Origin of the sequence: Thermomonospora catenispora, from assembly GCF_006363815.1 — a bacterium.
Classification (GTDB): Bacteria; Actinomycetota; Actinomycetes; order Streptosporangiales; family Streptosporangiaceae; genus Thermomonospora; species Thermomonospora catenispora.
On the sequence record NZ_RRYT01000001.1, the window covers coordinates 136,003 to 148,312 of the forward strand.

The 12,310-nt window shown below is 74.1% G+C and carries 12 protein-coding genes; 5 read left to right on the forward strand and 7 right to left on the reverse strand.

Annotated elements, in window-relative coordinates:
* Positions 1–23: 23 nt before the first annotated feature.
* Positions 24–653 carry a LuxR C-terminal-related transcriptional regulator gene (locus EIO00_RS00605; protein WP_140174631.1) on the reverse strand — a complete coding sequence of 210 codons (630 nt, stop codon included), beginning with the start codon at positions 651–653 and terminating at the stop codon, positions 24–26.
* Positions 650–1,855, reverse strand: coding sequence for an ATP-binding protein (locus EIO00_RS00610; RefSeq protein ID WP_241661036.1), 1,206 nt, complete (start codon positions 1,853–1,855; stop codon positions 650–652). Before EIO00_RS00610 ends, EIO00_RS00605 begins: the two co-directional genes overlap by 4 nt.
* A gap of 131 nt (positions 1,856–1,986) precedes the next feature.
* On the opposite strand from EIO00_RS00610, the gene EIO00_RS00615 reads away from it, so the two are divergent.
* From EIO00_RS00615 to EIO00_RS00625, 3 genes are all read left to right on the forward strand, one after another.
* A complete protein-coding gene (locus tag EIO00_RS00615; protein WP_161602618.1) occupies positions 1,987–3,267 on the forward strand; it encodes a PspC domain-containing protein in 1,281 nt (426 codons plus the stop codon).
* Positions 3,260–3,457: a hypothetical protein gene (locus tag EIO00_RS00620; protein WP_140174635.1), complete on the forward strand. Its 198-nt coding sequence runs from the start codon at positions 3,260–3,262 to the stop codon at positions 3,455–3,457. The genes EIO00_RS00615 and EIO00_RS00620 overlap by 8 nt, the downstream gene beginning before the upstream one ends.
* 75 nt (positions 3,458–3,532) lie before the next feature.
* Positions 3,533–4,867 (forward strand): dicarboxylate/amino acid:cation symporter, encoded by a 1,335-nt coding sequence (locus tag EIO00_RS00625; protein ID WP_161602619.1) that lies wholly within the window; start codon positions 3,533–3,535, stop codon positions 4,865–4,867.
* A gap of 174 nt (positions 4,868–5,041) precedes the next feature.
* Here EIO00_RS00625 and EIO00_RS00630 read toward each other — a convergent pair whose 3' ends face one another.
* Positions 5,042–5,473 (reverse strand): cupin domain-containing protein, encoded by a 432-nt coding sequence (locus EIO00_RS00630; protein ID WP_140174639.1) that lies wholly within the window; start codon positions 5,471–5,473, stop codon positions 5,042–5,044.
* Between the two features lie 480 nt (positions 5,474–5,953).
* On the opposite strand from EIO00_RS00630, the gene EIO00_RS24700 reads away from it, so the two are divergent.
* Both EIO00_RS24700 and EIO00_RS00640 read left to right on the forward strand, forming a co-directional pair.
* Positions 5,954–7,228 carry an SRPBCC domain-containing protein gene (locus EIO00_RS24700; RefSeq protein ID WP_241661037.1) on the forward strand — a complete coding sequence of 425 codons (1,275 nt, stop codon included), beginning with the start codon at positions 5,954–5,956 and terminating at the stop codon, positions 7,226–7,228.
* 96 nt (positions 7,229–7,324) lie between these two features.
* A complete protein-coding gene (locus EIO00_RS00640; protein WP_140174641.1) occupies positions 7,325–8,026 on the forward strand; it encodes a class I SAM-dependent methyltransferase in 702 nt (233 codons plus the stop codon).
* A 180-nt stretch (positions 8,027–8,206) separates the two neighbouring features.
* Here the strand turns inward: EIO00_RS00640 and EIO00_RS00645 are convergent, their stop codons facing one another.
* From EIO00_RS00645 to EIO00_RS00660, 4 genes are all read right to left on the reverse strand, one after another.
* On the reverse strand, positions 8,207–9,139 hold the full coding sequence (locus EIO00_RS00645) for a CDP-alcohol phosphatidyltransferase family protein (protein WP_140174643.1): 933 nt from the start codon (positions 9,137–9,139) through the stop codon (positions 8,207–8,209).
* Positions 9,140–9,225: 86 nt separating this feature from the next.
* Positions 9,226–10,473, reverse strand: a complete 1,248-nt coding sequence (locus tag EIO00_RS00650; RefSeq protein ID WP_140174645.1) for a glycosyltransferase family 4 protein — start codon at positions 10,471–10,473, stop codon at positions 9,226–9,228.
* The gene (locus EIO00_RS00655) at positions 10,470–10,973 is read right to left on the reverse strand and encodes a hypothetical protein (RefSeq protein ID WP_161602620.1); all 504 of its coding nucleotides are present in this window, start codon (positions 10,971–10,973) and stop codon (positions 10,470–10,472) included. Before EIO00_RS00655 ends, EIO00_RS00650 begins: the two co-directional genes overlap by 4 nt.
* Before the next feature lie 348 nt (positions 10,974–11,321).
* Complete coding sequence (locus EIO00_RS00660) at positions 11,322–12,254, reverse strand: LysR substrate-binding domain-containing protein (RefSeq protein WP_241661038.1); 933 nt, start codon at positions 12,252–12,254, stop codon at positions 11,322–11,324.
* Positions 12,255–12,310 lie beyond the last annotated feature (56 nt).

The window sequence follows — 12,310 nt, forward strand, 5'->3', positions numbered from 1 at the left end:
CCGGTCCGTGACGGGCCGGGCCGTCAGACCAGGCGGCGGGCGGCGGCCCAGCGGGACAGCTCGTGGCGGTTGGACAGCTGGAGCTTGCGCAGCACGCTGGAGACGTGGGTCTCCACGGTCTTGACGGAGATGAACAGCTCCTTGGCGATCTCCTTGTAGGCGTAACCGCGGGCGATCAGCCGCAGCACCTCGCGTTCCCGCTGGGTGAGCTGGTCCAGCTCGGGGTCCGCCGGAGGGGCGCCGGAGGCGGCGAACGCGTCCAGCACGAAGCCCGCCAGCCGCGGTGAGAACACCGCGTCCCCCTCCGCCACCCGCTCGATCGCATCCGTCAGCTCGGGCCCGGAGATGGTCTTGGTGACATAGCCGCGGGCCCCGCCGCGCACCACCCCGATCACGTCCTCGGCGGCGTCCGACACCGACAGGGCCAGGAAGCGGGACGGCACGTTGCCGTGCAGGCGGCGCAGCACCTCCAGGCCGCCGCCGCCCGGCAGGTGCACGTCCAGCAGGACCACGTCGGGCCGGGTGGCGGTGATGACCCGGATCGCCTCGTCGACGTCACCGGCCTCGCCGACGACCTCGACGCCGTCGCCGAGCTCGGCCTTGACCCCGGTGCGGAACATCTGATGGTCGTCGACCAGCACCACTGTCGTCATCTCTGGCGGCTCGCATTCCTCGTGATCTCCAGGCGGACCTCGGTGCCCTCGCCGGGCGCGGTGCGCACGGTGGCCCTGCCGCCGTTGCGCTCCATGCGCCCGATGATGGAGCCCCGCACCCCCATCCTGTCCTGCGGCACGGCGTCCATGTCGAACCCCTTGCCCCGGTCCCGCACGAACACCGCCACCTCGTCCCCTTCGACCTCGGCGTACACCGACACCGAGGGGGCCTCGGAGTACTTGGCGGCGTTCACCATGGCCTCCCGGGCGGCCTGCAGCGTCGCGACCAGGCGGGGCTCCAGCGGGCAGTCCCCCACGCACACCACCTCGATCGGGACGCCGTGGGCGTCCTCCACCTCCCCGGCGACCTCCCGGACGGCGGCCGCGAACGTCTGATCGGGCCGGTCCTCGGGCTGGTAGAGCCAGTTCCGCAGGGTGCGCTCCTGGGAGCGGGCCAGCCGCTGCACCTCGCGGGGGTCGTGGGCGTTGCGCTGGATCAGGGTGAGGGTGTGCAGCACCGAGTCGTGGATGTGGGCGGCCAGCTCGGCGCGCTCCTGGGAGCGGATCCGCTCGCTGCGCTCGGCGTCCAGGGCCTGCCACAGCCGCACCACCCACGGGGTGGCGATCACCGCCAGCCCGGTGGCGATCACGGCGGTGGCGATCAGCACCTCGCGGATCTGGTCGGCCTGCACGTTCTGCACCAGGAACCCGGCGATGCCGCCGATCACCAGGGCCAGCCCGAGCAGGCTGCGCAGCCACAGCCGGCGCAGCGGGACGGTGGTGGTCCGCACCCAGCGCTGCCGCTGTTCGCGTTCGGCCTGCTGCCACAGGATGGCGACGCCGATCCCGCCGATCAGCAGCGGCCACAGCGCGGCCTGAGCCAGCCCGCTGGTCCACGAGACCAGGCAGACCCCGATGGCGAGCGCCTTGTAGGCCAGCAGCTGCCCCCAGTCGCGGTGGCGCCGGACGTCCGCCCCCTCGCGTTCGGGGACCAGCGCCCACAGCGCCGCGTACGCGCTCACGCCCAGACCGCCGGCCCCCATCAGCAGGACGAACGCCACCCGGACGATCATCACGTCCAGTCCGAGATGGTCGGCCAGCCCGCAGCAGACTCCGCCGATCAGCCGCCGGTCGCCGCGTTCCAGCCGGGGAGCGGCCGGGACGGCGTCGCCGGAGGAGGGCTCGGCCATGGTGGAGGTCATGCTCCGATCGTCACATGAACGGGGCCGGGCCGCACCGGGGCCGTTCCCTGATCTCGGCCGGCCGGGGCTCAGGGTCGGGTCAGGGAGGTCCCCGATACCGGGGACGGGGCCCGGGACGCGACGATGGTGGCATGGCCGAGGAGCGGTACGTCAGGCTGGCGCGTCCCGGAGAGGGTCGGATCGTCGCCGGGGTGTGTGCGGGCCTGGGCGCCCATGTCGGGGTGGACCCGGTGGTGCTGCGGGCGGCGTTCGCGGTGCTGACCCTGGCGGGCGGGTGGGGCGTCGTCCTGTACGTGACGGCGGCGCTGCTGATGCCGTCCGACCCGCGGCGGAACGCCTCGATCGAACAGATGCTGCGGCGGCGGTACGACGCCGACACCGTCTTGACGCTCCTCGGCGGGCTGCTGGCGATGTTCACGCTGATCACGGTGATCGGGCACGGCTTCTCCGGGCACGCGCTGGCCGAGGTGACGGTGTTCGCCCTGGTCGTGCTGGTGGCGCACACCCGCAAGGTCGACTTCGCCGAGGTCGTCCGCTCCCTGCCCGAGCGGCTGCAGGGGCATCCGCTGGAGCCGGAGCCGCCGACCGTCGACCTCACCAAGTCCGGCACCGAGTCCGGTGCGGAGCCGGGCCGGCTCGAGCCGCTTCCCGAGGAGATGGTCGACCTGGCGCTGCTCGGCCGCCGGCAGCGCCGGGAGGACGAGGAACGCGAGGAGCGTAGGGAACACCGGCGTGGGGAGCGCGAGGACGCGCCGGCGCGGTCCGCTCCCGCCGGGAAGCCCGACCGGTGCGGGTCGCGCTCCGCGCTCACCGCCGTGACGCTGGCGGGGGCGACGGCCGCGGCGGCGGGGATGATCCCGGTGGTGAACGCCCAGGACCCCGGCGGCGCGTACGGGGCGAACATGATGCTGGCCGCCGCGCTCACGGTGGTCGGGCTGGGCCTGCTGGTCGGCGGCTGGGCCGGGCGTCCGCGCGGGCTCGCGACCGCCGGGACCCTGTTGACGTTGAGCCTGCTGGTCTCGACGGCGGTGGCGGAGGCGCCCAGCGGCACCCGCTACGGGGACGTGCGGTGGCGTCCCGTGGAGGCCGCCGAGGCAGGGCGGACGTACCGGCTGGCGGTGGGGAGCGGGCGGCTGGACCTGACCGCGCTCCCGCTGGCCGCGGGCTGGCGCATCCCGGTGGAGGCCGTGGTCCTGGCCGGGTCGCTGAAGGTGATCGTGCCGGAGGAGGCGCGAGTGGAGGTGAACGGGCGGGTGACGTTCGGGGACCTGACCGTGGCGGGCCGGCTCAACGGAGGCCCCGGCGCCAAGGTCTCGACCGTGCTGGAGCCGGTGCGCGCCGTCGCCGACCCGCCGGTGATCGAGCTGCGCATCCGGGCCCGGATCGCCGACGTGGAGGTGCGGCGTGGCTAGGCGGCGCAGGTTCGACCCCGGTCCCGCGACGGCGGGGCTGTTCTTCCTGGCCGTCGCCGCGGTGTTCTGGGTCCGCACCGTCTCTCCCGGGGCGGGGCCGCCGCTGGCGGTGCTGGCCGCGGGCACGCTGATCGGACTCGGTCTGGTCGGGGTCGGGTATGCGGCGAGCCGGGGCCGCCGCGACCTTTGACGGAAAACTTGACCTTGAATTTCCTACCAAATGTATGGGAATCTCCGGGGGAGGCACGCCCCACAGGAGGCCCTCGTGAGCATCGTCCGCAAGCTCGCCGCCGTGCCGTTCTGGCAGCAGGTCCTGCTCGCCCTGGTGCTCGGCACCGCCGTCGGCGCCCTGATCTACAACGTCGGTTCCGAGGACGTCGTCGAGGACTGGCTGGACCCCTTCGGCGGCGTCTACGTCAATCTGCTCAAGCTGATCGTGCTGCCGCTGGTGTTCAGCGCGATCGTGGTCAGCCTGGGACGGCTGCGCCGCATCGGCGGCGTCGCCCGGCTGACCGCCAAGACCATCGGCTGGTTCGTCATCACCTCCACCGTGGCGGTGGCCATCGGCCTGGTGGTCGGGCTGCTGATCCGGCCCGGCGACGGGGTCGGCGACCTGTCCGCGGAGCAGGTGGACGCCAAGGAGGTCACCTGGACCCAGGTGCTCGGCAACCTGGTCCCGGGCAACCCGGTGCAGGCCATGTCCGAGGGCAACGTGCTCGGCGTGGTGTTCTTCGCCGGCCTGTTCGGGGCGGCGCTGGTGACGCTCGGCGAACGCGGACGGCGGCTGAGCGAGCTGTTCGAGGAGCTGTACCTGGTCGCCCAGAAGCTGGTGTGGTGGGTGGTGCGCCTGGCGCCGATCGGGTCGTTCTTCCTGATCGCGTCGGTGGTGGCCACCTACGGCCCCGGGTCGCTGGCGCCGCTGGCGAAGTTCACCGGAGCGCTCTATCTGGCCGCGGCGGTGATGCTGCTGGCCGGCTACCCGCTGCTGCTGGCGGTCTTCGCGCGGGTGTCGCCGGTGAAGTTCCTGCGCAACTCCTGGCCCGCGCTGCAGTTCGCGTTCGTGTCGGCGTCCTCGCTGGCCACGCTGCCCATCTCGCAGCGGGTCTCGATCGAGCGCAACGGCGTGCAGCCGGAGTACACGGCGTTCGCCCAGCCGCTGGGGGCGACGGTCAAGTTCGACGGCTGCGGGGCGATCTATCCGGCGCTGGCGGCGCTGTTCGTGTCCCAGTACACCGGGACCGCCCTGGGCTGGACCGACTTCGCGCTGATCGCGGTGGCGGCGGTGATCGGCCAGCTCGGCATCGGCGGCACCCCGGGTCCGGCGCTGGTGGCGTTGACGCTCACGCTGACCACGGTGGGCCTGCCGCTGGAGGCGATCGGATACCTGCTCGCCGTGGACCGCGTCCTCGACATGGCCCGCACCACCGTGAACGTGGCCGGCCAGCTCGCGGTGCCGGTGCTGGTGGCCCGCTCCGAGGGGATCTTGGACAAGGAGGTGTTCGACCGTCCGCCGGTCGACATCACCGCCGCCCCCGCGACGGAGGAGGCCCCGGCGGAGGAGAGGGCCGCGGAGCAGGAGCCGCAGCCGGTTCAGGGCTGACCGGCGGCCGGCACGGCCGGTCGCCTCAGGGGCGCCGCATCGGCGCCCTCCCCCGCGGCCGGCCGGCACGGTCGGGCGGTCGGGCCGCGCACGCGGTCGGACCCGCGCCCGCCGCTGCCGCCCGAGAGGTTCCGCTCCCCCGCGGGCGACCGGTCGAGCCGTGTGTGCAGGGTGTCAGCCGAGCTGCGCGTGCAGGGTGACGGCGTAGGCCGGCCCCGGGTTGGTGATCTCGTGGGCGCGGCCGCCGTGCACCCGGATCCGGTTGGCGCGCAGCGGCCGTTCGGTGACGCCGTCGGCGCCGATGACGATCTCGATCAGCTCTCCGGCGATCACGGTGCTGACATGGGTGCCGCCGTGGTCGTGCACGTCGGTGCGGTGTCCGGGCGGCCAGGTGGTCAGCCAGATCCGCACGCCGTCGTCTTCCAGCACCACCTGGTCGGGCCGGCCGGGATGAGGGCGCACCAGGTGCCACCACTGGTCGGGGCGGCCGGCGAGCCGGTGGATGCGGGCGGCGAGCTGGCCGACCGTGGGCGCGGTGGCGGTGGCCAGGCCGTGCGGGTCGTCCCGCCCGCGCATCGTGATGTCGGGAATGGTGTCGAGACTCACCGAGAGGTCCTTGATCTGTCGTCATCGCGCACGCCCTCGACGGCACGGGGCGTGATCGGTCGGTCGTACGAAGGCCGAGATCAGCGACAACAACAGAGACACGGACACGGCGCGACGGCCACGGGGGTCAGATCCCGCTGGCTGGGAAGGCAGATGCGCGCCGACATGTGCACCAGGAGACATGCCCTCACGCACCGTTGTCAAGTCGATCGGGAACATCGGCGCGGCCCGCCCGCACCGCCCCGGAACGGCCCGAACGCCGGGCGCCGCTCGACGCCGTCCCGCAGGCCCCGCGAAGCGCACGAGCGAAGGGATCGGGCGCCGGGACGGCCCGTCCGCCGGCGCGGGCGATCATGGGCCTCGCCCGCCCTTCGATGCTCTGATCTGGGATGATGTGGGCGCCGAAGGTCGGATCCGGCCCTGACGCACTAGCGGGACGGGCAAGGCCCGCCGTATGGTCACCAACGTCGACCCCCCGACATGAAGGGCAGGAAGTCGCTGATGGAGTTCGACCACGACTTCACCGTGCCGGTATCGGTGGATCAGGCCTGGTCGGTGCTGCTGGACGTGGAACGAGTGGCGTCGTGCGCGCCGGGCGCCACGCTCGACTCCATCGACGGCGACGAGTGCAGGGGTCGCTTCAAGGTCCGGCTCGGCGCCATGACCATCACCTACCGCGGCACCGCCCGAATCGTCGAGGCCGACGAGTCCGCCCGCACCGTGGTCATCGAGGCGCAGGGCAAGGAGGCCCGCGGCTCCGGCACCGCCGAAGCCGCCGTCACGGCCCGCCTGTCGGAGGAGGACGGCGCCACGCGCGTCGCCGTGCACGCCACCGTGCACGCCACCGGCCGCCCCACCCAGGTCGACCGCGACACCCTCGCCGAGGTCGGCGCCCGTCTGCTGAACCGCTTCGCCAAGGCCCTCGCCGCGGACCTGGCCGAGAACCCGCCGTCCGACGCCCTTGCGGAGCAGCCCTCCGCGGAACAGGCCCCCACGGAACGGCCCTCCTCGGAGCAGGCCGCCGCGGAGCGGCCCCCTGCACGAGAGGACTCCTCAGCGCGGTCCTCGGCGGAGCAGACGGGGGACGCCGCCGCCGAGGCGGCGGCGAGCCCGGCGGAGGAGGGCACCGGCGCGTCCTCGGACGCCGCCGGCGACGTCTCCTCGACCGGGACGGACGCCCCCGGCGACGCCGTCGACGCCGGCGCCGGCACGGGGCCGACGGCGGCGGACGGCGACACGACCGCCGAGGCGGCGGATCCCGGTTCCGACGCCGGCGCCCCGTCGGGCGAGGCGGCTTCGGAGGACGGGACGGCCTCCGGAGAGGCCGCGCCCGCGGACGAGGCGCCGGCGGACCGGGGGGACGATGCGGGCCCCGCGGTCGACGGCGAAGCCGCCGGGCGGGTGCCCGGTGTGCTCGTCGAGCCCAAGGATCCGGTGGGGGGCGTCGGGCTGTCGCTGGGGCCGCAGGTGCCGGCCCCGCGGGAGGCGGCGGATCGGCCGGCGGCCCCGCACGCCTCCGACGGGGACGGCGGGACGGCCGAACGGCTCACGGCGGTGCCCGCTCCCCGTCCGGCGGCGGACGACCGGCCGCGGCGCGGCGGCGCGCACCGTCGCCGGGATGACGACGCGGTCGACATGCTGCAGGTCTCGGGCCCCTCGGTGGCCAAGCGGGCGGCCCCGGCGCTGGGAGCGCTGGCCGCGCTGCTGGCGGTGCGGTATCTGTTCCGCCGGCGGCGGGGTCGGCACCACCGCTGACCACCCCCGGTCCACCACTGTCCGTCATTCGCCTGGTACGTTCCGTAATACAGGATGCGGACGACCGCATTGGCGTATGTCTGTCCGGTGGGGGCCATGGACACGGTCGAGATACAACGCGTTGTCGCGATCGAGGACGACAACTGGTGGTACCGGGAGCGCCGGGCGATCGTCGCCCGGGAGCTGCGCAGGCTGGGCACGCCGGGCCGGGCCGCCGACATCGGCGCGGCCGGCGGCGGCAACACCCGGGTGCTGCTGGAGCACGGCTGGGAGGCCATCGCCATCGACGCCTCCCCGGCCGCGGTCGAGCTGGCCAGGCTGCGCGGGATCGACGCGTACCACGGTGACGCCTGTTATCTGCCGCTGTCGACGGGCGACTTCGACTTCGTGATGGCGCTGGACGTCCTCCAGCACATCACCGACGACCGCACCGCGTGCGCGGAGCTGGCCCGGGTGCTGCGCCCCGGCGGCACCGCGCTGATCTCCGTGCCCTGCGACCTGGCGCTGTGGTCGGCGCACGACGTGGCGCTCGGCCATGTGCGGCGCTACTCGCGCGAGTCGCTGACGGAGGTCATCGAAGGTGCGGGCCTGGTGCTGGACCGCATGTGGAGTTGGAACGTTCTCCTGCGCCCGGTGGCCAAGTGGCGCAGGCATCGTTCCTCGCCGCCCGACATGGAGCGGCTGCACCCGCTGGTGAACGCGGGGCTGCGTGCGATCGCCATGCTGGAGCGCGTCCTGCCGCTGGGCGGCCTGCCGGGCGTCACCCTCTTCGCCCGCGCTCACCGTCCCGAGCTGTGAGCGACGACGCCGTTCGCCGGGGGGAGCGGCCCCCACGCCCTCTCGGCGAGCGGCGTCACCGTCTGTGCGCGGACCGAGCCGGCCGAGCGGATCGGGCGGACGCGCCCGGAAGCCCGCGGCGGCCGTCGCACGGGCCGCCGCCTTCCCGGGCGCCGCAGCGGGCCGCGGCGGCCCGGCCGTTCAGTCCTGCTCGGCGCCGGCGGGGGCCAGTCCCCGGTGCGCCACCGCGGGGCCGTATCCGGCCTCATGCCGCCGGGCGCGCTCCTCCAGGGCGGCCATCAGCCGGTCGTGCGCCCGGGTGGACAGCCAGAACTTGTAGATGATCACGAGTTCGAAGAACGCCAGCCCGGCGCCGGCCACCGCCACCGCGGGGATGATCGCGCCGGTCAACGGGCCGATGATGAACACCGCCATCTGGAACTCGATCCCGCTCACCAGATGAGTGCGCACCCGGCGGCGCAGCAGGAACCGGCGGATCCGGCGGTACCAGGGGAAACGGCTGTCGAAGTCGCGGTGCAGATCCGGCTCGAGGCGAGCGGGCGGAGCGGCGCCGACCGGGGCGACCGCCTCCTCGGCGGCGGTCTCCCCAGGCGCCTGCGCCCGCTGCCGCGCCGCGTGCAGCGCCGACCGCATGGCGCGCCGGGCCTTCACCAACTGCGGCCCGTTGACGTAGCGGAACATGTCCAGCGCCAGGATCGCCATGCCCGCGTACAGGTACGCCGCCTGGCCGGTGCGCGCGTACTGGCCGACGGTCAGGGCGAGCGCGCACAAGGTGTCGCGGACTCGGTCCAGCATGAAGTCCAGCCAGGCCCCGAATGTCGTGCCGGTGCCCTTGAGCCGGGCGATCTTGCCGTCCATGCAGTCCACCACGAAGCCCACGTGGTAGAGCAGCGCGCCGAGCATCAGCCAGCCGGGGGAGGTCAGCGCGAAGCAGCCCGCCGCGCCCACGCCGAGCGCGAAGGCGACGGCGGTGAGCTGGTTCGGGGTGATCGACGTCCGGTTCGCGACCACCAGCGTCAGCCGGATCGCGATCGGATCGACCAGGAAGACCGTCCACCACGCGTCCCGCCCCTTGCAGACCCTGCGCACGTCATCCAGGGAAAACGTCGCCATGCGGGTAAGCATCCCTACTTGGGGCGATCATGCGTGCACGCATCGCGATTGCCACACGATCGTTTGTCCCACCCTTGACCGGGCGTCTACACCGACAGCCGGGATCCGGGCGGACGATCGCCCATCCGGTCGGAACGGGCGTTCAGCAGCTCGGCGAACAGCGCCTCCCAGCGGGCGCGGATCTGCGCCGGACCGTATTCGGCGGCGGTGCCCACAGCCGCCGCGCCCAGCCGTCGCCGCAGCGCGCGGTCCTCGATCAGCCGGCACAGCGCGGCGCCCAGCGCATCGACGTCCTCCGGCGGCACCAGCAGCCCGTTGTCGCCGTCCCGGATGACCTCCCGGGGGCCGGTGGGGCAGTCGAAGCTCACCAGCGGCAGCCCGCAGTTCAGCGCCTCCAGCACCACCATCGCGAACCCCTCGAACCGGCTGCTGAGCGCGTAGATCGAGGCCTGGGCCAGTTCGGCGTCGAGGTTCCGCGCGGCCCCCATCAAGAAGACGTGGTTGTACAGGTGCCGACGGTGGATCAGCGTGCGCAGCCGCTTCTCCTGCGGTCCGGAGCCGTAGATCCGCAGCGTCCAGTCCGGGTGCCGCTCCACCACCCGGGCGAACGCCTCGATCAGCAGGTCGAAGCCCTTCTGCTTGGTCAGCCGTCCGGCCGCCGCCACGACCTTGGCCTCATGGTCGGTGCGCGGCACGTCCAGCGTGTGCAGCGGGTTGGGGATCTGCGCGGTGCGCACCCGGTCGCCGAGCGCCCGGCGGTACTCGGCCTCGTCCTGGCGGGTCAGCGACACCACCGCGTCCAGCTTCGGGTAGTCGGCCAGGATCGCCTCCCGCACGGCGGGCTTGTAGCGGCCCAGGTGCATGTGGTCCTGGGCGACCCGGACGATGTGCCGCGGGCCGTGCCGGGCGGACATCAGGTTCAGCCCGGGGCGGGTGGTGACCAGCACGTCCGTCTCGAGGGTCCGGAGGAAGGCGAGGAAGCCGTCCTCCACCTCGCGGGTGAACGTGGCCTTGGCGGCCTCTCCCACCGGCACCTCGGTCCCCGGTCGGTCGCCGGGCGAGAGCACGGTGCGGCCGCGTCCCAGCAGCCGCGCCAGCAGCCGGGCCGCCCGGCCGTCGGGAGGCGCGGGCGGGGCGGGCCGGCCGCGCAGGTCGGTCAGGGTGACCATGTGGACCCGCGGGTCGACGGGGAACTGCGGGGTGTCGCGGCGCCGGATCACGCTGGCGATCCGGACCTCGTGGCCCGCCTCCGCCATGGCGTTGGCCTGGTTGATGACGGTGCGGATGGTGCCGCCCATGCCGTAGGCGTGCAGCAGCGCATAGGTGATCTTCATCGGGCCCGGCGGCTCCCGATCGCGAGATGGTTGTCGGCCGTGTAGTAGGGGCGCACCCGGAACCGCGGACCGTGCGCGGTGGTGCGCTGGCCCGGGAAGGTGATGACGCGGGCGCGCCGCGGCACGCCGAGATGGCGGCCGAGCCGCAACGCGCTCCCGTCCGGCCCGACCAGGCAGGGCCGCCAGTGCCCGGAACGCAGCGGCCGGGGCAGCACCAGGTCGTTCACCGGCACCGCGGTGTGGAACCGGCCGCCGGAGATGACGACGTCGTAGGGCCCCGGGCTCCGCCGGCCCGACATGCGCACCCGCCATATCCGCCGGTGCAGCCGGGACCGCACGGTCGGCCGCGCCTTCGGCGGGACCGGATCCACCCGCAGCCGCCAGGGGCCGGAGTCCGGGTCGGCGCCCTGCAGGCTCCCGGTCAGTGTGATCAGGCCGTCCCTCGCCCAGACCTGCTCGATCTCGGCCCAGGCGGCGGCCGTCACCGTCACCGCGCTCATGCCGGTGAGATGCCCTCGGTCAAGCACGGTCACCGCCGGTCGAGGAAGGTTTGCCCGGCTCCTTACCGGCGTCCGGGACAGGCCCGTCCGGCTTTGCGCCGGCCGGTTCCGCATCAGGCTCCCGGCTTGAGCTCCCCGGAGGGAGCCCGGTGACCTGGACTGGTCGGCGCGACCGGCGCCCGCCCGCGCGGCCCCGGGAGAAGGCCGGTGACCTGTTGCGGAACCGGCCGGCCGCGGACGCACGCCGCAGGGCGCCGGTGCGGGGCGACGCCGTCACGGCGGCCCCGGCGCTCCTTTCGGGAGCGCGTTCGCGGGGTCCTTCGAGGAGCGCGTTCGCGGGGCGCGTCCTCAGGAGCGCGCGGGGGTCGTCGGCCGATCGTCGACCCGGACCTCGGGGTGGGCCTCGGCGACCGCCTCGCGGATGCAGCGGGCCAGTTCGTGGAAGTCCTCGGCGCGCGGGGAGGTCTCCCGGAACACCAGCCCGATCCGCCGGAACGGGGCCGGGGCGGCGAAGGGGCGCACCGTCAGGCGGTCGCCGCGGCGGCTCTCCACGGGCACCGCCGTCTGCGGCAGCAGCGTCGCCCCCAGCCCGCCGTTCACCAGCTGCACCAGCGTCGCCAGGCTCGCCGCATAGGTGGCGGCGGTGGCCCGCGCGCCGACCTCCCGGCACACGTCCAGGGCCTGGTCGCGCAGGCAGTGCCCCTCGTTCAGGAGGATCACATCCAGCTTCCCCAGGATCTCCCGGGGCACCGGGGAGGGCAGCCCGCCGAGCGCGGCGGGGGCGGCGAGCAGGAACTCCTCCTCATACAGCGGCACCTCCCGCACCCCGGAGGCGGGGGCCGGCAGCGCCAGGACCGCCGCGTCGATGTGGCCGGCCACCAGGTCCGCGATGAGCTGCTCGGTCTGCTGTTCGCGCACCGACAGCTCGGCCTGGGGGAACTCCCGGGTCAGCCGGGGCAGCACGGCGGGCAGCAGGTACGGGCCGACGGTGGGGATCACCCCCAGCCGCAGCGGCCCGGCCAGCGGGCCGCGCACCGCGCTGACCTCGTCGACCAGGCGTTCCAGCTCGGCCAGCACCGCCTCGGCGCGCTTGGCCACCCGTTCCCCCGCCGGCGTCAGCAGTACCCGGCGTGTCGTACGCTCGACCAACCTGGTGCCCAGCGCCTCCTCCAGCGCGGCCACCGAGCCGGACAGGGCCGGCTGGCTCATCCGCAGCGCCGCGGCGGCCTCGCGGAAATGCAGATGCCGGGACAGCGCCAGGAACGCCCGGAGCTGCGCCACGGTCGGCCTGTTGATAGTGATCTCCTATCAATCTCTCGTGCCTCGGCGATTTCTCG